Annotated in this window: 22 protein-coding genes; 20 read left to right on the forward strand and 2 right to left on the reverse strand. The window is 37.8% G+C overall.

Features of this window, described 5'->3' with window-relative positions; genetic code table 11:
* Window positions 1–24 precede the first annotated feature (24 nt).
* The 5 genes from rsmG (at window position 25) to AC25Y1_RS07615 (ending at window position 4155) form a co-directional block, all read left to right on the forward strand.
* The gene (gene rsmG / locus AC25Y1_RS07595) at window positions 25–741 is read left to right on the forward strand and encodes a 16S rRNA (guanine(527)-N(7))-methyltransferase RsmG (RefSeq protein ID WP_488147368.1); all 717 of its coding nucleotides are present in this window, start codon (window positions 25–27) and stop codon (window positions 739–741) included.
* 100 nt (window positions 742–841) lie between these two features.
* Window positions 842–1690: a nucleoid occlusion protein gene (noc, locus tag AC25Y1_RS07600; protein ID WP_488147369.1), complete on the forward strand. Its 849-nt coding sequence runs from the start codon at window positions 842–844 to the stop codon at window positions 1688–1690.
* 103 nt (window positions 1691–1793) lie between these two features.
* Window positions 1794–2555 (forward strand): ParA family protein, encoded by a 762-nt coding sequence (locus AC25Y1_RS07605; protein ID WP_488147370.1) that lies wholly within the window; start codon window positions 1794–1796, stop codon window positions 2553–2555.
* Window positions 2548–3387, forward strand: a complete 840-nt coding sequence (locus AC25Y1_RS07610; protein ID WP_488147371.1) for a ParB/RepB/Spo0J family partition protein — start codon at window positions 2548–2550, stop codon at window positions 3385–3387. The genes AC25Y1_RS07605 and AC25Y1_RS07610 overlap by 8 nt, the downstream gene beginning before the upstream one ends.
* A gap of 63 nt (window positions 3388–3450) precedes the next feature.
* The gene (locus tag AC25Y1_RS07615; RefSeq protein WP_488147372.1) at window positions 3451–4155 is read left to right on the forward strand and encodes a DUF554 domain-containing protein; all 705 of its coding nucleotides are present in this window, start codon (window positions 3451–3453) and stop codon (window positions 4153–4155) included.
* Here AC25Y1_RS07615 and yyaC read toward each other — a convergent pair.
* A complete protein-coding gene (gene yyaC / locus AC25Y1_RS07620) occupies window positions 4150–4707 on the reverse strand; it encodes a spore protease YyaC (protein ID WP_488147373.1) in 558 nt (185 codons plus the stop codon). The two genes, AC25Y1_RS07615 and yyaC, sit on opposite strands and share 6 nt — an antisense overlap.
* Window positions 4708–4779: 72 nt before the next feature.
* Here yyaC and AC25Y1_RS07625 point away from each other — a divergent pair, with 72 nt between their 5' ends.
* The 3 genes from AC25Y1_RS07625 (at window position 4780) to ychF (ending at window position 7052) form a co-directional block, all read left to right on the forward strand.
* On the forward strand, window positions 4780–5670 hold the full coding sequence (locus AC25Y1_RS07625; RefSeq protein WP_488147374.1) for a mechanosensitive ion channel family protein: 891 nt from the start codon (window positions 4780–4782) through the stop codon (window positions 5668–5670).
* Window positions 5660–5857, forward strand: coding sequence for a DUF951 domain-containing protein (locus AC25Y1_RS07630; protein ID WP_488147375.1), 198 nt, complete (start codon window positions 5660–5662; stop codon window positions 5855–5857). Before AC25Y1_RS07625 ends, AC25Y1_RS07630 begins: the two co-directional genes overlap by 11 nt.
* A 94-nt stretch (window positions 5858–5951) precedes the next feature.
* Entirely contained in the window at window positions 5952–7052 is a 1101-nt protein-coding gene (gene ychF, locus AC25Y1_RS07635; protein WP_488147376.1) for a redox-regulated ATPase YchF, read from the forward strand.
* Between the two features lie 54 nt (window positions 7053–7106).
* Here ychF and AC25Y1_RS07640 read toward each other — a convergent pair whose 3' ends face one another.
* A complete protein-coding gene (locus AC25Y1_RS07640) occupies window positions 7107–7667 on the reverse strand; it encodes a DUF3267 domain-containing protein (protein WP_488147377.1) in 561 nt (186 codons plus the stop codon).
* A 144-nt stretch (window positions 7668–7811) separates the two neighbouring features.
* Between AC25Y1_RS07640 and rpsF the strand changes: the two genes are divergently transcribed.
* The 12 genes from rpsF (at window position 7812) to AC25Y1_RS07700 (ending at window position 20704) form a co-directional block, all read left to right on the forward strand.
* A complete protein-coding gene (rpsF, locus tag AC25Y1_RS07645) occupies window positions 7812–8099 on the forward strand; it encodes a 30S ribosomal protein S6 (RefSeq protein ID WP_488147378.1) in 288 nt (95 codons plus the stop codon).
* A 63-nt stretch (window positions 8100–8162) separates the two neighbouring features.
* Window positions 8163–8708, forward strand: coding sequence for a single-stranded DNA-binding protein (gene ssb / locus AC25Y1_RS07650; RefSeq protein ID WP_488147379.1), 546 nt, complete (start codon window positions 8163–8165; stop codon window positions 8706–8708).
* Window positions 8709–8778: 70 nt separating this feature from the next.
* Window positions 8779–9015 (forward strand): 30S ribosomal protein S18, encoded by a 237-nt coding sequence (rpsR, locus tag AC25Y1_RS07655; RefSeq protein WP_172370283.1) that lies wholly within the window; start codon window positions 8779–8781, stop codon window positions 9013–9015.
* A 217-nt stretch (window positions 9016–9232) separates the two neighbouring features.
* Complete coding sequence (locus AC25Y1_RS07660; RefSeq protein WP_488147380.1) at window positions 9233–10174, forward strand: YybS family protein; 942 nt, start codon at window positions 9233–9235, stop codon at window positions 10172–10174.
* A gap of 12 nt (window positions 10175–10186) precedes the next feature.
* Window positions 10187–12160 carry a DHH family phosphoesterase gene (locus AC25Y1_RS07665; RefSeq protein WP_488147381.1) on the forward strand — a complete coding sequence of 658 codons (1974 nt, stop codon included), beginning with the start codon at window positions 10187–10189 and terminating at the stop codon, window positions 12158–12160.
* Between the two features lie 5 nt (window positions 12161–12165).
* Entirely contained in the window at window positions 12166–12615 is a 450-nt protein-coding gene (rplI, locus tag AC25Y1_RS07670) for a 50S ribosomal protein L9 (RefSeq protein ID WP_488147382.1), read from the forward strand.
* A 12-nt stretch (window positions 12616–12627) separates the two neighbouring features.
* Window positions 12628–13980: a replicative DNA helicase gene (dnaB, locus tag AC25Y1_RS07675; protein ID WP_488147383.1), complete on the forward strand. Its 1353-nt coding sequence runs from the start codon at window positions 12628–12630 to the stop codon at window positions 13978–13980.
* Between the two features lie 368 nt (window positions 13981–14348).
* Complete coding sequence (locus AC25Y1_RS07680) at window positions 14349–15791, forward strand: peptidoglycan DD-metalloendopeptidase family protein (RefSeq protein ID WP_488147384.1); 1443 nt, start codon at window positions 14349–14351, stop codon at window positions 15789–15791.
* A gap of 221 nt (window positions 15792–16012) precedes the next feature.
* Window positions 16013–16723 carry a response regulator YycF gene (yycF, locus tag AC25Y1_RS07685; protein WP_488147385.1) on the forward strand — a complete coding sequence of 237 codons (711 nt, stop codon included), beginning with the start codon at window positions 16013–16015 and terminating at the stop codon, window positions 16721–16723.
* A 3-nt stretch (window positions 16724–16726) separates the two neighbouring features.
* Window positions 16727–18553 (forward strand): cell wall metabolism sensor histidine kinase WalK, encoded by a 1827-nt coding sequence (gene walK, locus AC25Y1_RS07690; protein WP_488147386.1) that lies wholly within the window; start codon window positions 16727–16729, stop codon window positions 18551–18553.
* Window positions 18544–19872 (forward strand): YycH family regulatory protein, encoded by a 1329-nt coding sequence (locus AC25Y1_RS07695; RefSeq protein WP_488147387.1) that lies wholly within the window; start codon window positions 18544–18546, stop codon window positions 19870–19872. The genes walK and AC25Y1_RS07695 overlap by 10 nt, the downstream gene beginning before the upstream one ends.
* A complete protein-coding gene (locus AC25Y1_RS07700; protein ID WP_488147388.1) occupies window positions 19859–20704 on the forward strand; it encodes a two-component system regulatory protein YycI in 846 nt (281 codons plus the stop codon). The genes AC25Y1_RS07695 and AC25Y1_RS07700 overlap by 14 nt, the downstream gene beginning before the upstream one ends.
* The last annotated feature ends 13 nt before the right edge of the window (window positions 20705–20717 follow it).

The following is a 20717-nucleotide window of genomic DNA, read 5'->3' on the forward strand; positions in this document are numbered from 1 at the left end:
TTTTTTACATAGGGAGGGATGCAAATGAATAAAGAGCAATTTCTAACCGCATTAAAAGAACATGGAATCGAATTATCCGAAAAACAACAACATCAATTTACGATCTATTTCGATCAATTGGTTGAATGGAACGAAAAAATGAATTTAACAGCCATTACAGATGAGCCTTCCGTCTATTTAAAACATTTCTACGACTCGATATCTGCTGCTTTTTATGTTGACTTTGATAAAAAACTGACAATTTGTGATGTTGGTGCAGGTGCAGGATTTCCGAGCATTCCGCTGAAAATCTGTTTTCCAAAACTAGAAGTGACAATCGTAGACTCATTAAATAAACGAATTGGATTTTTAGAGCATTTAGCAGAGCAATTAGAACTTGAACAGGTTCATTTTGTGCATGCAAGAGCTGAAGATTTCGGACAAAACAGAAAATATCGAGAGCAATTTGATATTGTGACAGCTAGAGCAGTTGCAAGGTTATCAGTTCTATCTGAGTTATGTGTTCCATTGGTAAAAAAGGGTGGACAATTTATCGCAATGAAAGGTGCCGCAGCTAAAGAAGAACTTAAAGATGCTGAAAAACCACTTGCTGTTCTTGGCGCAAAACTTGCAGAGAAGCACTCATTTTTATTACCATTAGAAGAAAGTGAACGCGGCATATTTATTTTCAATAAAGTAAAAAGTACGCCAAGTAAATATCCGCGAAAGCCAGGTATTCCAAATAAAACACCAATTCAATAAAATGTTTCACGTGGAACATTTTATTGGGTTAGAAGGTTTATTAATAGATTTGTCGAAATAGATATATAGTATGGGGAAGTTTGAAAAGGTGGTGCAATGAATGAAAAGTCCTTTTTCACGTTTTTTTGGTGGAGAAAAAGAAGCTGATTTAGATACGGATGAGGAACGTCATGAACAGATAGAAAAAATTGCGATTGACGCGATAAGACCAAATAAATATCAGCCTAGATCTGTATTTTCTGAAGAGAAAATCGAGGAACTTGCTAGAACAATTCATACACATGGCGTCATTCAACCAATTGTCATTCGTTCTGTTGGCGATGGGAAGTTCGAAATTATTGCTGGTGAACGAAGATACCGGGCAATGAAACTTCTAGAATGGACAGAAGTACCAGCAATTGTTAGAGATTTGGATGATAGGGAAACAGCCTCCATCGCGTTAATAGAAAACTTGCAAAGAGAAGAGTTAACACCTATAGAGGAAGCATATGCATACGAGCAGTTATTAGAATTGCATTCATTAACACAGGAAGCACTCGCGCAGCGTTTAGGAAAAGGACAATCCACAATTGCTAATAAGCTGCGGTTACTTAAGTTGCCAGAAGAAATTAAAACGGCAATTATGAGAAAAGAACTCTCGGAACGTCATGCACGTGCACTTATGCCTTTAAAGGATCCAGACCTGCAAATTGCGTTATTAGAAGAAGTAATTGAAAAACAACTCAATGTAAAACAATTAGAAGAACGAGTATATAAACAATTAAACCCAGAAAAGAATAAGAAAACAGTGCAAAAGAGAATATCAGTTAGTCGGGATGTTCGAATTGCATTAAATACGATTAAACAATCTCTTAATCTAGTTTCTAAAAGTGGTATAGATGTAGAAACAGAGGAAGAGGATTTAGAGGATTATTACAAAATCACAGTTAAAATCCCGAAGAAAAAGTAAAATACTCTTGCTCAAACCGGCAAGAGTATTTTTATGAACTATTATATATTTGGTCAAATTGAATGATAATGATGAAATTTTTAGGTAGGAAGCAGGTGCAGGCGTGGGAAGAATTATAGCGATTGCCAACCAAAAGGGTGGTGTCGGAAAAACAACAACATCTGTTAATCTAAGTGCATGCCTTGCTCATATAGGCAAAAAAGTCTTAATTATTGATACAGATCCACAAGGGAATGCTACGAGTGGTGTGGGTATCAATAAAGGAGATGTTCAAAACTGTATTTATGATATATTGATAGATGATGTTGATATGAATGATGTGATATTGCCAACGAAAGTGGAAAATCTAGATATTATACCCGCAACAATTTCATTGGCAGGTGCTGAGATAGAACTGGTGTCAACGATTTCAAGAGAAGTTCGAATGAAACATGCAATTCAGAGTGCAAAAGATAAGTATGATTACATTATTATTGATTGTCCACCTTCATTGGGTTTACTTACAATCAACGCATTGACTGCATCTGATGCAATTTTAATACCCGTGCAGTGTGAATACTATGCACTAGAAGGATTGAGTCAATTATTAAGTACAATTCGACTCGTTCAAAAACACTTAAATGAGAATCTAACCATTGATGGAGTTCTACTCACAATGTTTGATGCAAGAACCAACTTAGGGATTCAAGTAATCGAAGAAGTCAAAAAGTATTTTCAAGATAAAGTGTACAAAACAATTATTCCAAGAAACGTAAGATTAAGTGAAGCGCCAAGCCATGGTGAACCAATTATCGTTTATGATTCTAGGTCACGTGGCGCGGAAGTGTATTTAGAGCTTGCAAAGGAAGTGGTGCACAATGGCTAAAGGTCTCGGTAAAGGGATTAACGCTTTATTTCCAGGCGAATCATTATCAAAGGCAGAATTAGTAGAAAAAGTACATCTAAAAAGTATCAAGCCAAATCCGTATCAACCTAGAAAAGTTTTTGATCCAGTAGCAATCGAAGAATTAAGTGATTCAATTAAGGAACATGGAATTCTTCAACCAATCATTGTAAGAAAAACCGGTATGACTTACGAAATTGTTGTAGGTGAAAGAAGGTTTCGGGCTGCTAAACTAGCTGGTCTAGAAGAAATACCAGCGGTCGTTCGTAATTTAACAGATGAAGAAACAATGGAACTTGCTATACTTGAAAATCTTCAAAGGGAAGATCTTACGCCGATAGAAGAGGCGGAAGCATATCATAACCTTATGGAGAATTTAAAGCTTACACAAGAACAATTAGCATTTCGACTTGGTAAAAGCAGATCACATATCGCTAATCATGTCCGACTTTTATCTCTTCCAAAAAAAATCAGAGAATTGATAACTGAAGCAAAGCTATCAATGGGTCATGGTCGAACATTACTCGGCCTAAGAACGAACGAGCAAATGTTAGCTGTTGCTGAACGTGTATTAAAAGAAGGTTTAAATGTACGCCAGCTAGAAAGTCTAGTTCAAAAAATGAACGACAATGTTCCACGTGAAACAAAAAAGAAAGAACCAGAAGATTTGTTTTTAAAGGAACGAGAATCAACATTAAGAGATTACTTCGGAACGAATGTAAGTATAAAAAAGTCTAAGAATAAAGGGAAAATTGAAATAGAGTTTTTCTCGGAAGATGATTTGGAAAGAATTCTTGAATTGCTTGATGAGTGATAAGTACCTATTTTGCGTCAAAGCAAAATAGGTACATTTTTTATTGAATTTGGATGTGATTAGATGATTTTATTTGGGTCAATCATTAACGCGCTATTAATTATTTTAGGTGCTTTCATTGGTAGATTTCTACATAACATACCTGAGCGGATGAAAGAGACCGTCATGTATGGAATTGGTTTAGCTGTTGCAGTTATTGGGATTCAAATGACGTTTGAAAGCACACAAATTTTAATCGTTATTATTAGTATCGTAGTAGGTGCTGTTCTCGGAGAATGGATTGACCTTGATGGAAAAGTAAATAGATTAGGCCATTGGATTGAACGTAAAATGCCAGCGAAGAAAAATGGGCCAGGTGTTGCACAAGGTTTTATAACGGCGACCTTAATCTTCGTTATTGGATCTATGGCGATTATTGGTGCGATTGACAGTGGGCTCCGAAATGATCATGACGTACTTGTGATGAAGGGTATTATTGATGGTTTTACTTCTATTATTCTTAGTTCGACGCTTGGAATTGGTGTTGCGATTGCAGCGGTTCCGGTATTTTTATATCAAGGAATTATTACGATATTCTCCACACAAATCAGTCAATATGTACCTGACGAATTGTTATCCTTTTTCATCTCCGAAATGACCGCAACTGGTGGACTAATGATAGTCGCTATTGGTTTGAATTTAATCGGCATTACTAAAATTAGAGTAGCTAATCTAATTCCCGGTATTCTTGTCGTAGCTATTGTTGTGACCATTGTTTATGTTCTATAATTTAGAACGGCTGTAGGCAAGCTTTAAAGCACGGGCAATTGTCCGACTCATTTCGAAAGGAAGATGAAGGCGTGTGCTTTGAAGGACTGCATATTCCATAAAACCACCGATATTAACAATTCCTTTGATTGAAATATTACCAACTGCAGGTAACTGTTTTCCAACTGCAAGTCCAGGAAACATTGCTCCGTCATGTACGACGAGTTGTCCAATTGAACTTTCCTTTCCAAGACAGGCGTCAATGGCAACTATGTATGCATTGGGGTTGGTTCTCAAGATATCTTTAAGTTGTTGTTCTAAGTTAAGGGCATGGAGCGGATTTTCAAGTGTGCCTTTAACGGGAAAAGGAAAAGTTTGAAACTCAGTTAATTTTGAACCAGTTAGGGGACCTAATGCGTCACCAGTGGAGCGATCGGTTCCGATACAGAAAAAAACGAGGTCAGTACTATGAAAAGGAATATGTTCAAGAAAAAACGTACTTAATTTCCAAATTGCCCCTGATTCTTTATAATGGATACGATAATCATATGTTGTTGTAACTGTGGCTCTCATGTGAACCCTCCATTTCAATTTTTAAATAAGTATATGCAAACTGATAGGTGATTATACGAGAGGAGGAGTTATGTGGAGGAAGTAGAAGAGCAAGCAAAAGAACAAGCAAAGAAAGTTGGAAAGTTTTTATTTAACCAAGAAACATGGATTGAATTAGGGCTCTTAGCGTTTAAAATTGTAGCTATCGTGGTAGTCGCGATGATTGTCGTTGCAATTGGTAAAATGATCATTCGACGAATGTTTACGTTGAAAATTAAAACCCGGTTACGACCGTCCGAGCGGCGGGAAAAAACGCTGTTGAAGTTGTTGGAAAACACGCTTGCTTATGTTGTTTATTTCTCGGCAATCCTTGCGATTTTGTCGGAGTTTATGAATATAAGCGGTTTGTTAGCAAGTGCAGGGGTTCTCGGATTAGCAGTTGGTTTTGGTGCCCAAAGTTTAGTGAAAGATATCATTTCTGGATTTTTCATCATCTTTGAAGATCAATTTTCAGTTGGGGATTACGTGCAAATTGGTGCGGCAATGGGAACCGTTGAAGAAATCGGACTTAGAACAACGAAAATCAGTGCTTACGGCGGGGAAATCCATATCCTGCCGAACGGCAATATTTCCGAAGTGATCAATTACTCGGTTAACAACTCACTTGCAATCGTTGATATACGAATTGGTTATGAAGTGGATATTAATAGAGCCGAAAGTTTGTTAGAAGAGTTTTTGAGTACCTTACCAATGGGATACGAAGGGTTAATCGCGAAGCCCCAATTGATTGGTGTTCAAGATCTTGCTGTTTCTGAAATCGTATTTAGGGTTACAGCTGAGACAGAACCAGTTATGCAATGGGCATTTGCACGTAAATTTAGAAAGGATTTAAAAGTCTTTTTAGATAAACATGGTATCGAAATTCCATATCCTAAAATAATGGCTTATCAAAAGAAAGAGGGGATCAGCAAAGATGAACAATAAAGAGTTCGCTTTAAATGACATTGTTGAGATGAAAAAACAACACCCTTGCGGCACAAACGCATGGAAAATCATACGAATGGGTGCAGATATCCGTATTAAGTGTGAAGGGTGCGGCCATAGTATTATGATGCCTCGTAATGAATTTACAAAGAAAATGAAGAAAGTCATTGAATCAGCGAACGGTTGATGAAATGGACATTTATGATTCTAGTCCTTATACTAGAAGGGTTATGAATGCTAAAATACATTGTATTGATATAGATGAAAGGTAGTTGACTTAAATGTCATTGACAGCAGGAATTGTAGGTCTCCCGAACGTAGGAAAATCAACATTATTTAATGCCATTACAAAAGCCGGTGCGGAGGCGGCAAATTATCCGTTTTGTACGATTGATCCGAACATAGGAATAGTAGAAGTTCCAGATGAAAGACTTGAAAAACTAACTGAACTCGTTGTGCCTAAAAAAACGGTGCCAACAGCATTTGAATTCACGGATATTGCTGGAATTGTAGAAGGTGCAAGTAAGGGTGAAGGATTAGGAAATAAATTCTTATCCCATATTCGTGAAGTGGATGCAATTTGTCAGGTGGTTCGTTGTTTCGCAGATGAGAATATTACACATGTCTCCGGAAGTGTCAATCCAATCAATGATATCGAAATTATTAACCTCGAACTCATCCTTGCCGATATGGAAAGCGTAGATAAACGGTTAGAGCGCGTGAGTAAAATGGCAAAACAAAAAGATAAAGAAGCGATGCAAGAAGAACCGGTTCTTTTAAAATTAAAAGATGCTTTTGAAGAAGAACGCCCGGCACGCTCAGTTGAATTTACGGATGATGAGTTTTCATTGATTAAAGGCATGCATTTATTGACAATCAAGCCGATGCTCTACGTGGCAAATGTTGATGAAGATGAAATTGCCAATACAGAGGAAAATGATTATGTGAAAGCAGTTCGTGACTTTGCACAAACTGATAACGCAGAAGTAATTGTCGTCTGTGCAAAAATAGAAGAAGAAATGGCAGAACTTGATGATGACGATAAAGAAATGTTTCTTGAAGAGCTAGGTATACAGGAATCAGGTCTAGATCAATTAATTCGAGCGACATATAATCTACTAGGTTATGCGACTTACTTTACAGCGGGCGTACAGGAAGTTCGTGCTTGGACATTCCGTAAAGGGATGAAAGCACCACAATGTGCGGCAATTATTCATACAGACTTCGAAAGAGGATTCATACGTGCAGAAACTGTTGCCTATGATGATTTAGTAGAAGCTGGTTCCATGATCGCTGCAAAGGAAAATGGGAAAGTACGCCAGGAAGGAAAAGAATACGTCGTCAATGATGGAGACGTTATCTTATTCCGTTTTAACGTATAAATGTAAAAGAACTCTTGAAGTTGGCTGAAATGCCACTTGCAAAGAGTTCTTTTTTTATTGGCCAATAGTTTCGGGTGAATACACGTAGAGTCTTGGTAATTTTGGATCATCTTTTATTAGCCAATGGTCAGGCGATTTTTTCAGTTGTTTATACATAGCAAAGTCCCCGACGGCACCACCGATTAATAATGCAGACAATATAATGAGCACGCCACTGCCTGTATAGAGGCCGATTAGTGCTGGAAGGATGCCGGTAAGCCAAAAGGGAAGAAGAAGCGCACCGCGTATCGCACGGTTCGTCATAAGCATATCAGTTGTTGCATAGGCTATGCCTTCCTTAAAATTGACACCTACCTTCATTCTTTTCCATGGAACTTTTGCAAATACGCGAAAGCCCAGTAAGTGAAAAAACTCATGTAAGATGATTAACAAGATGTAACCAACAAAAAGCATGAGGAATGCATAGAGTGAGAAATTGATATACACCCTGCCTTCTATGATGTAATGAATAACAAGCAAGAAGACGAGTGGAACGACAGTGAGAATAATGCCTTTCTTAGCAATGGATCTTAAGTCTACCTCAACAATTTCATTTGGTGTAGGAAGTTCGTTCAAAAATATCACCTCGTTATTATTATATAGTTAATGGTTGTATAGTAGATAGAAATATGTTACTATGTGTAGATGTGAGTAATACAATTACTTGCTCCTTGCCCACTGAATTCAGTAGGGCCAAAGTCCATAAGGAGGTGACTAAAGATGAGAAAATACGAAATTATGTACATTGTGCAACCAACAATAGAAGAAGATGCAAAAAAAGCGCTAATCGAACGTTTCGATGAGGTTCTTACATCAAATGGTGCAGAAATCATCGAGTCGAAAGAGTGGGGTAAACGTCGTCTCGCTTACGAGATTAACGACTTCCGTGAAGGTTACTACCAACTTGTAACGCTTAATGCTGAAGAAACTGCACTTGAAGAATTCAAGCGTCTTGCGAATATTAACGAAAATATTATTCGCCACATGGCAATCCGCCTTGATGCTTAATCTAGCTATAAATGGTTTAACAGTTGAAACCTACAAGATGATGATGAGGGAGGTTGAATTCTGATGATTAATAATGTCGTTTTAGTTGGCCGCTTAACAAAAGACCCTGAGCTTAAGTATACACAAGGTGGTGTTGCGGTCACACGTTTCACACTTGCTGTGAACAGACCATTCACAAACCAACAAGGTCAGCGCGAAGCTGATTTCGTTAACTGTGTAACTTGGCGCAAACAAGCAGAAAACACAGCGAACTTTTTAAAGAAAGGCAGCCTTACCGGAATCGAAGGTCGTATACAAACGAGTAACTTCGATGGTAAGGATGGCAATCGCGTCTTTATGACTGAGGTTGTTGCAGATAGTGTGCAATTCCTTGAACCTCGTGGTGCGACTGCTGGAAGATCCGAAGGTAATCCTTCGAATGCACCTTACCAAGGCGCACAGTCACAAGGCGGAGCACCTTCTCAAGGAGGAGCCCAACAACAACAACAACAATCGTATCAGCAATCTAATTACCAACCAAATCAACAAAACTATACACGTACAAACGATGATCCATTTTCGACAGGCGGAGGTCCGATAGAAGTATCAGACGACGACTTGCCGTTTTAATCATTATCGAATTTGTACATGATCAAAACAAGGAATCATTAAGATTCCTTTTACCAAGGAGGTAAACAATATGGGACAACGCCGTGGAGGCCGCAAACGCCGTAAAGTTTGTTATTTCAACTCAAATAACATTACACACATCGATTATAAAGATACTGACCTACTTAGAAAATTCGTTTCTGAGCGTGGAAAAATCTTACCTCGTCGTGTAACTGGAACAAGCGCTAAATATCAGCGTAAACTTACAGTTGCAATTAAACGTTCACGTACGATGGCACTTCTTCCGTTTAGCTCGGAAGAAAGATAATCTAACAAAATATAGACCGTCTTACACTGGTTTCATCCAGTTTAGGACGGTTTTTTTAACTTTTTTAAAGCAGAGTTGATGATGAATCATAAATTCTCTTTTGGTTTATAAACAGCAATCATGATATAATTAAAGTTATATCTGTTTGAACATCGGAATTCTTAAGCGCTGAAATAATATAGAAATAAGCATTCAAATTATCGGAGGAATTCTACTTATGCAAGACAACTCAACCAAACGCATTCTTTATGGGATGTTGATGATGCTATTATTTATCATCCTAATCGGCGTAACAATATATATTCCGCTTGTAGGCGGCTTGACGATGCTTTTCATTCCGCTACCTATTATTCTCTTCAGATTAGACTATGGCCGCATCCCATCCCTTCTCCTTTTAACAATTGGCTTACTGATATCAATCGTAATAGGCGGTGTAATCGCAGCGCTTATCGCACTGATATTCGGTTTGATAGGTTTTATCATTGGAGACACAGTTAGCCAGAAAAACACAAAGTTGTATACGTTCATGTCTACTGGACTCACACTACTCATAAGCCTCGTTTTAACCTATGTGGCAGTTGTTCTAATTTTTAAAGTGAACGTAATTGAAAGTCTGATGGATGGGCTACGGGATTCACAGGAGCGTGCAACAAAGCTCTTGGTGCAATATGGTGAACTACCTGAAAATTTTCAAACGCAAATGACTGATCTCATCACTTTTTATGAATTGGCAATTCCATCGTTTATTATCATCATTGCGTTTAGTTTAGCCTTTTTGATTGTTGTTTTGAACCTACTTATTGTCAAGAAAATGGGACACAATCCACCCAAATTTCCATCGTTTAGAACAATGAAGCTCCCAGTCATCCTATTATGGTGTTATTTAGTTGTTGTACTCGTCCCATTCATTGCACCTCCTACCCAAGGCTCTACAATGGAGCTAACGGTCGTGAATGCATCTGTCATTTTGAGATTCTTATTTATGATTCAGGGGATCTCCTTCATTCATTATTATTTAAATGAAGTAAAATCACCGAAGTGGTTAATGGTCATTTCAACGATACTCGCCCTTTTAATAAGTCAGCTCACCATTTTGATAGGTATTCTAGATGTGGGTATGAATATTCGTGCATGGATCGGGAGAAACAAATCGAAATAGGAGGTGACAACAATGAACTCTTTTTTTAGGAAAAGAACAATACGCTATCCATTAGCGGTGTTGTCGCTTTTGGGCTCTGTGGCGGCAGTATTTTTACTAATGTCTCAATTTTGGGCAGGTCTTATCTTTTTTGTTTTGTTTGCAATTTCAATGGGAATTGCATGGAAAACAGAGGAACAAACCTATCTTGAAACCGAAAAACATATACAGACTCTTTCCTATCGTATGAAAAAAGTAGGGGAAGAAGCCCTTCTTGAGTTGCCAATTGGCATTATCCTTATAAATGAAAGCCGAGGGATTGAGTGGGCAAATCCATATGCTTCAAATATATTTGAGTTACCTTCATTAATAGGAAAAGAAGTAGATGAACTATCCCCACAGCTTTATACGATTGTTGATCGTGAAGAAGGCGATCAAGAAATTATATCCGTTAAAGACAAGTCATATAAAGTCTCTTATAACATAGAAGAAAAGCTGATTTACTTATTTGACGTTACGAAGCAAATGGCTATCGAGACGCTATATCAAGCAGATCGAACAGTACTGGGTATTTTACTTGTCGATAATTACGATGAACTTTCTCAAGCAATGGATGACCAGACAAGGAGTCAGTTGAATTCACTGGTAACATCCCTGGTTACTAAATGGGGAAAAGAAAATGGGGTTTTTGTGAAGCGCATTGCATCAGACCGGTTTTTAACCGTTTTTAATGAAGCATCCCTTCGACTGCTCGAAAAAGCTAGGTTTTCAATCTTGGATGATATAAGAGAAGCGACTGAAGAACAAAGTACAGCGTTGACACTAAGTATTGGAGTGGGTACAGGATCCACATCTTTAATTGAGCTTGGAGAACTTGCTCAATCAGGATTGGATTTAGTATTAGGACGCGGGGGTGACCAAGTCGCGATTAAACAGCTTGACGGAAAAGTTAAGTTTTACGGGGGCAAAACAAATCCAGCTGAAAAACGAACGAGAGTCCGTGCAAGAGTCATTTCACATGCGCTCAGAGATTTAATACAGGAAAGTGATAGAGTTTTTATCATGGGACATAAGTTACCAGACATGGATGCAATTGGTGCGTCTATCGGTGTACGGAAAATGGCGCGCATGAATAATGTTGAAGGTTATGTCATCATTAACTACGATGAGCTTGATGGAAGTGTGTCAAAGTTAATGCATGAAATTCGACAAGATGAAGAACTCTATTCTCAATTTATTGAACCTGATGAAGCACTGTCAATGTTGACGGAACATTCTCTTGTCATCGTCGTGGATACACATAAACCTAGTATGGTGATTGATGAACGGATATTAGACAAGACGGAAAAAGTAGTTGTCATAGACCATCATCGTCGTGGTGAGGAGTTCATCAATAATACATTACTTGTTTATATGGAGCCATACGCATCATCTACAGCAGAACTTGTCACTGAATTACTCGAATATCAACCAAAACATGAGAAGTTAACGATGTTAGAATCTACAGCACTCCTAGCAGGGATTATTGTTGATACGAAAAGTTTTACACTCAGAACGGGCTCTAGAACGTTTGAGGCGGCATCTTTCCTTCGTACGAACCGAGCGGATACTGTTCTTGTACAACGCTTATTGAAAGAAGATATAAACACGTATATGGAACGAGCGAAAATCATTGACACCGCTGAATGGTTAGACGATGGGATTGTCATTGCTAGAGGAAATGATGATGTTGTTTACGGCTCTGTGTTAATCGCACAGACAGCTGATATTTTACTCGCGATGCAAGATGTATCAGCATCATTTGTCATCGCACATCGGGCAGACGGAAAAATCGGCATTAGTGCTCGTTCGCTTGGAGAGGTAAATGTCCAAATCATCATGGAGGAGCTTGGTGGCGGCGGTCACCTTACCAATGCAGCTTGCCAAATTGATGTTGAAAACATTGAAGCAGCAGTAGAAAAATTAAAATCAATTATAGAAAATAAAATGGAAGCAGAAAGGGGCTAATAAACATGAAAGTAATTTTTATAAAAGATGTAAAAGGTAAAGGAAATAAAGGGGATGTAAAGGATGTATCAGTAGGATATGCACAAAACTTCCTACTGAAAAACAATCTTGCAATTGAGGCAACGCCTGCGAATCTTAGCAAGTTAAAAGGTCAACAAAATCGTGAAGAGAAAAACGCAGAAAATGAATTAGCCGAAGCTGAATTATTAAAAGAAAAGATTGAGAAAGTAACTGTTGAAATGAAAGCAAAATCTGGTGAAGGTGGGCGTTTGTTTGGATCGATTACATCAAAACAAATTGCAGACGCACTAAATAAAGAAAATGGCATAAAGGTCGATCGTCGAAGAATGGATTTACCTGAACCAATTCGTTCACTTGGCTATACAAATATTCCAATTAAAATTCACCAGGAAGTCACAGCAACGCTAAAAGTACATGTAACAGAGGAAGCATAAGGAGAATGAGAAATGAATGAGATGATCGATCGAATTCCACCACATAATAACGAAGCGGAACAGTCGGTCATCGGGGCAATTTTCCTGGAACCGCAAGCATTAATAACAGCAGCCGAAGTGTTAATACCCGAAGACTTTTATCGAATGGCACATCAAAAGATTTTTACGACGATGTTAACTTTAAGTGATCGGGGACAGGCCATCGATGTTGTAACTGTTACGGAAGAACTGTCTGCAAGAAAAGAGCTAGAAGATGTGGGCGGAATATCTTACTTAACGGAAATTGCAAACTCGGTTCCGACTGCAGCAAATATTGTCCATTATGCCAACATCGTAGAGGAAAAAGCGCTACTTCGTAGACTTATACGAGTTGCAACGACGATTGTTGAAGATGGGTATACACGTGAAGATGAAGTAGAAGCACTTCTTTCTGAAGCTGAAAAGAATATGATGGAAGTTTCTAATCGTAAGAATGCTGGAGATTTCAAACATATAAAAGATGTGCTTGTTCAGACGTATGATAATATCGAGCTTCTTCATACGCAAAAAGGTGATGTCACGGGAATTCCAACAGGTTTTACCGACTTGGATAAAATCACCGCTGGATTCCAGCGTAACGATTTAATCATAGTTGCAGCACGTCCATCTGTTGGTAAGACGGCATTTGCCTTAAACATCGCTCAAAATGTTGCGACAAAAACTTCGGAAAAGGTAGCGATCTTTAGTTTGGAGATGGGTGCTGACCAACTCGTTATGCGTATGCTCTGTGCAGAAGGTAATATAGATGCGCAGCGACTTAGAACAGGCGACCTACAAGCAGAGGATTGGCGTAAATTGACGATGGCAATGGGAAGTCTGTCAAATGCTGGTATTTTTATAGATGACTCTTCCGGTATTCGTGTAAATGAAATTCGTTCGAAATGCCGTCGACTTCAACAAGAACATGGATTAGGAATGGTCATCATCGACTACATGCAACTAATCCAAGGAAGCGGTAAATCTGGTGAAAACCGACAACAAGAAGTTTCAGAGATTTCACGTTCATTAAAAGGATTGGCAAGGGAATTAGAAATACCTGTCATCGCATTATCACAGCTTTCTCGTGGCGTCGAACAACGACAAGATAAGCGTCCAATGATGTCAGACTTAAGAGAGTCTGGAAGTATTGAGCAAGATGCAGATATTGTTTCGTTCTTATATCGTGAAGATTACTATGATAAAGAAACAGAGAATGAAAATATGATTGAAATAATCATTGCAAAACAACGTAACGGTCCAACTGGAACAGTTACACTTGCATTTGCAAAGGAATTCAACAAATTCGTGAATGTGGATTGGAGTCAACATACACCGCGCGAATTTTAAATAGAAGAAAAGACATCTTTTAACCAAGGAGAATTGGTTAAAAGATGTCTTTTTGTGTTGTGAAATTTCGATACATTATAGTAGGTCATTTAGAGTGTACTAATATATACAAATAAACAGGTCGAAACATACAGTAAATTAGGATGTAATCCTTGAAAATAAGTATTTTTCACTACAAAACAACAGGTAACTTCAAGAAAATGGATGCTATTATACAGTTTGGTTACAAATCTCGACAATTCAACAATTAGTCTAATAGATGTGATAAATTAGAGAAGGTGTAAATTTTATGAGTTTATAGGCAGTAAAATAATAGAGAGTTTAGTGGAAAGATGGAAGGGGAAAATTTTAATATGTTTTCAAATAGTATGACAGATAATAAGATTCCTTCACCAACTTTTAAGAAATCTGTATCAAAATTAGTTGGAAAGATTCTTATTATAATGATGTTGCTTACCGGAATGAGTTCGGAAGTGATATTTGCAGAAGATGTTGAGCCAAGTCTCCAAACAATTAATCATGTTTATTGGGATGGTAAATATATTGGCGGTATCATAGATGAAAAGGAAATTGAGAAAATCAAGTCAATAAAACTAGAAGAAGCAGCTAAAGAATTTGAAGGCTTAACATTAACGATTACATCCGATTTATCAATCGTCCCTGAACGGGTTTTCGAAGTTGGAATCGCTGATCAGGTAGTCGTTGAAGAACTTCAAAAATTAATCACTGTAGAAGCGAAAGCGGTTGGAATTGTAGTTGACGATGAGCGGCAACTCTACGTCAAAGATAAAGCCGCATATGATGAAGTTATTCGTGCGTTAAAATTACAATCGGTAACCGAACAGGAACTGATTGATTTCGAAGCATCTACTACTGATATACCACCATTAAAAGAAAATGAAACACGTATCACGAAAATTGTAATGAATGCAGACGTAAAAGCAATAGATGAAGTTGTTCAACCCGAGAATGTTTTAAGTGTTGAAGAAGCAGTCAAGTTGATCAACAAAGGAACACTTGAAGAAAAAGATTATATTGTTAAAAAAGGTGATGTACTCGGTGAAATCGCAAATAATCATGGTATGCCGGTTGCAAAACTACTTAACATCAACCCAGAGCTAGGCGAGGATTCAGTTATAAAGCCTGGTGATTCATTAAATGTCACGGTTATTGAACCATTATTGGAAGTACAAGCATACTTTGAGTCGAAAAAGAGAGAAACCATTTCTTATAAGAAAGTGACAAAGAACGATGCGTCTATTTATAAGGGCGATAAAAAGGTCACGCAAAAGGGTACCGATGGTGAAAAGATCGTTACAGAGCAAATTATTAAACAAGATGGAAAAGTGGTTAGCAAAAAAGAACTCGAATCTGAACCAGTAGTTGAAGCGAAAGACGAAATCACTGTTGTTGGAACAAAAGTAATGCCTTCCAGAGGGGCTGGACAGTTTAAATGGCCCGCAGTTGGCGGTTATATCTCAAGTAAAATGGGAACGCGCTGGGGCAGAATGCATAACGGCATTGATATCGCTCGACCATCATCTCGTTCAATACTAGCATCAGACAACGGGGTTGTTGTTTCCGCTGGTTGGAGTGGTGCTTTCGGCAATAGAATCGAAATCGATCATAATAATGGGTATAGAACATTGTACGCTCACTTGTCATCGATTAATGTAAGCGTCGGTCAGACAGTCTCACAAGGGTCTAAAATCGGTGTGATGGGTTCTACTGGCCGCTCAACAGGCGTTCATCTTCATTTTGAAGTAACAAAAAATGGTTCACTCGTGAATCCGCTAAGTGTACTGAAATGATCTACTAGTAAATGTTAAAAACAAGGGTACAGAAAGAGGTTTAATGACTCTCTTTCTGTACTTTTTAATTATCAAAAAATTATAGCTATTGTTATTTTCCTCTATTGATTACCAGGAAATAACTACTGGTTCTTGCAGTTTAGAACGTGCGAAAGCTTGTAAAGAGTGATAGAGTAATAAGAACAAGTAGAGCGCTATAAAGAGCGAGAAAGGGATAAAACATGCAAAATAAAACAATTCTCGTTGTAGATGATGAAAAACCAATTGCTGATATTCTTGAATTTAATTTGAAAAAAGAAGGCTTCATTGTTCATTGTGCGTATGACGGTGAGGAAGCGCTCCAAAAAGTCGAGGAAGTTTCACCGGATTTAATGCTACTAGATATTATGCTTCCAAAACGTGATGGGATGGAAGTTTGTCGTGAAGTGCGAAAGAAATATAATTTCCCGATTATTATGTTGACAGCAAAGGATTCTGAAATTGACAAAGTTCTTGGTCTTGAGCTAGGCGCTGACGATTATGTGACAAAACCTTTTGGAACACGTGAACTAATTGCACGTGTGAAAGCAAACTTACGTAGACATATGAAAGTAGAGTCTGAAGAAAATGAAATTGAAACAAATAATATTACGGTTGGTAATTTGATTATTCAACCCGACGCTTATTTAGTGTTGAAACGTGGGGAAACGATTGAGTTGACACATCGTGAATTTGAATTGCTTCATTACCTTTCAAAACATGTCGGACAAGTAATGACACGCGAGCACCTTTTACAAACTGTTTGGGGTTATGATTATTTTGGCGATGTGCGAACAGTAGATGTTACCATTCGTCGACTTCGTGAGAAAATTGAAGATAACCCGAGTCATCCCGCATGGATTGTTACTAGACGCGGTGTCGGATATTATTTAAGAGATCCAGAACAGGAGTAGCGCATGCAGAAAGTTAGTTTTTTTAGGTCTATCCACCTTAAACTTATACTGGTTTATGTATTGCTCATATTGATTGCTGTACAAATTATTGGACTTTATTTTGCTAGACAACTAGAGGATACATTTAAAACAAACTTTACAAATTCGATTGTAGATCGAATGAACCTCGTTGAGTTTAGCGTACGAGAAGAAATGATAAAAGAGCGATCAGAGGACGATCCGAAAGTCGAAGACAGTTTACGGACCGTCCTTTCGGGGTTCACTCAAGATGATATTCATGAAGTTCGAGTGATTAACTCAAGGAATCAGATTCTAGCTTCTTCAGATATTGATAATCAAGCAGTGGTTGGGCAGCGTTCTATGGATGATTTAGTGAGACGTTCTATTGCATCAGGAACTAATATTGAGAATGTCATAAATCTTGATGAACAAACCCGGGATCGAGTAATGATCTGGGTCACACCGATTAAAGTTGACGGTGAAGTGATTGCAGTCATATATGTGAAGGCGGATATTGAAAAAGTCTTTCAACAAATGGATGAAATCAACCAAATCCTAGCCGCCGGTACAGCTGTCTCTCTATCGGTTACAATTATTTTAGGAATCTTTATTGCCCAAACGATAACGAGGCCAATTTCTGATATGAGGAGACAAGCTCAGGAGATGGCAAAAGGGAACTTTCTTCGTAAAGTACGTGTTTATGGGAACGATGAAATGGGTCAGCTGGCCGTGGCATTTAACCATTTGACGAATCGGCTTCAGGAATCGCAAGCCTCTACAGAGGGCGAACGAAAAAAACTTGAATCAGTTTTAGAAAATATGACGGATGGTGTTATTTCAACAGATCGAAAAGGCCGTGTTGTTCTGATCAATGACACTGCACTTCAAATGTTAAAAGCCGTCCCAGAAAACATATTGAACAGACCTATAACCTCCGTACTAGATTTAGATAGAGATTATACTTTTGAAGACTTAATACAGCTTAAGGAATCCCTCGCACTAGATTTCAGTACTGTCGATATGCAGTATGTACTTCGCGCGAGTTTCTCGGTGACGCAAAAAGAAACTGGTTTTATTAATGGTCTAATTGTTGTCCTACACGACAATACCGAACAGGAAAAAATAGATATGGAGCGACGTGAGTTTGTCTCTAATGTTTCACATGAATTGCGAACGCCGCTAACGACGATGCGCAGTTATCTGGAAGCACTTGCTGACGGGGCGTGGAAAGATAAAGAAATCGCACCTTCGTTCTTACATGTCACACAAACCGAAACAGAACGAATGATAAGATTGGTAGAGGATTTATTGAAATTATCTCGAATGGATAGCCAAGACTATGATTTGAGCAAAGAGTGGGTTGAGTTTAATGTCTTCTTCAACTTTATTATTGACCGATTTGAATTATCTAAATCGCATAATGTAAGTTTTAGGCGAATTCTTCCAAACGTCGAATTATTTGTCGAAATAGATACAGATAAAATGACCCAGGTAATTGATAACATCATTTCAAACGCATTAAAATATTCTCCGGACGGTGGGGATGTCTACTTCAGTGTATCCGTCTTAGATCGATACATTAAAGTAATGATTTCAGATGATGGTATGGGAATTCCTTTTGAAAATGTTAATCGTATTTTCGACAGATTTTACCGCGCGGATCGAGCGAGGTCTAGAGCTATGGGCGGCACGGGTTTAGGGCTTGCAATTGCCCGGGAAATGATACAAGCACATGGTGGGGAAATATGGGCAGAGAGCGAAGAAGGACAAGGAACGACAATTTTCTTTACGTTACCGTTTGAACTTGAAGAGGATGGTGAGTGGGATTGAAACAAGTGGAGTTTATTAAATCAGTTGTTCTTTTCTTACTCATTGCATTAAGTGTTATCCTAACTTTTTCGATTTGGACATATATGCCGAACTATAAAACGCTTGATCAAAAACCAACAGTTGATATTTCCATTGCAAATCAAGCAACGATAGAGGATATTGTAAAACCTTATAAAACAGTTTTCCGCATTCAGGATACAATAACAGGCACAACAGATTCAACTGATATTGATCATATATTAAAAGCGATGAAATCTTGGACAATATCTGATGTTTTGCTAAAGGATCAAAACTTTGATGCGAATAAGTTGAATCTCTTGATGAAGAAGAGAAATAGTTTTACGTTATTCTATCATACAGAAATCCCGTTAAAGGTTATTGACAGCTTACTAAATATAGAGGATTTGAATATACCTGAAATCATCACGTTTGATCGAGTTGTTGTGGAATGGAATTCATTGAATGCAACGCTAGATATTCACTTTGTCAGCAGTGCAAATGAGTCACGCTATAGTGCCCAGGTTCATGTTTTAGATGTACAGAAATTTAATCAAACATTATTAGTCAGAGGAAAAAACTTTTCTGCTTATACAGATATTGAAACTGATAATGGGCATCTTCTGATGATTCCTGTTAACCGAATAGAGCTTCTTCGTAGTACGTATTACCAAGAGGGTATAAGTCCTTCTCTTTTTAGAGATGCGTTATTTAGTGATCCAAATGCGGTGGTAAGACGGAGTCAAGTCGGTTCAAACATAGAAGAGTTTCAAGATGACCATGCACTAATGACGATTAATGCAGATAAGAAAACGCTAGAATATGTACATCCGTCAGAAAAAATTAGTGAAGTATCCATCCCTTCTGAATTATTATTGGATGTGTTCGAATTTATCAACGAACACGGAGGATGGACAAATGAATATAGACTTTCGAATATAAATCCTTTATCACGGACGGTTAAATTTCAACTACATGTCCATGGATTACCTGTTTTTAGTAATACAACATCCACATTGATTGAACAAGTATGGGGAACGGAACGGGTTTTTCGCTATAAACGGCCTTACTATATACTAGACTCTAACCTGCCATCAGAAACTGAAAGTGTGCAACTAGCAGCGGGTGTAGATGTTGTAGAAATGCTGCTTGAATCAACTGAAATTGATGGTGCTCAAATAGAAGAAATTATTCCAGGATATTTTATGAGATATGATACAAATCTGTTCATGTTAGAGCCGTCATGGTTTTATAAAGTCCAAGGAAATTGGATCCGCTTCACACCTGAACAGCTGGGAGGCGAAATGCTTGGATTGGAATAAAACAAAAACCATATTCATTATTGTTTTTGCGATTTTAAACATATTTCTCTATTCGCTATATTTGGACCGGTATCAAAGCGCTGAAAATGTGCAGGTCATGGGTGAAACATCGATTGGGGACTTGTTAAAATTAGACGATATTACTTATGGTGAGCTTTCGGATTTTAACGAGGAATCTTATTATGTTTCTGCTGAAATCACCTCGTTTTCCAAGGAACAGTTTGCCAAAATTGAAGGTCAAACATTCACTTTCGTTGATGAGAATCACCTCATTTCAAGAATAGATGAGCCCTATCCGTTAAAAGATGAAAAAGGTGAAAACACCTTCGAACAATTCCTTTCAACATATGTGCTGAATGGTAATGAATATGTTTTATGGAATCTAGACGAAGAACAAAGACAGGCCACTTTTTTTCAAAAGGTAGAGGATTATCCGATTTTTTTCAATAAGAATGCAATGCTGATTATCCATTGGGATGAAGATGAAGAGATTATCAGCTATGAACAAAGTATGTTTGGCGAGTTTAGCAATTTCAATAAAAAGAAAGATATATTATTACCCATCGAGGTCATCAATACATTGTACTCAAAAGATTATTTAAAAAGAGGCTCAACAGTTATAAATATCGCTCTGGGTTACTCTACACATATTCAATTGACTAAAACTCAAGTGTTTGCACCGACCTGGCATGTTCGTGTAAAATTAGAAGATGAAGAAGTCATTGAAGATTATTTTGTCAATGCAACTGATGGAAAAATCATTGAGTTTCAAGATGATCCGGAAGATTTAGAAGTAGATGAGATCATTGAGGACATTGGAATAGATGATTAAGGGGAAATGAATA

This window comes from Sporosarcina sp. Y1009 (assembly GCF_057669865.1).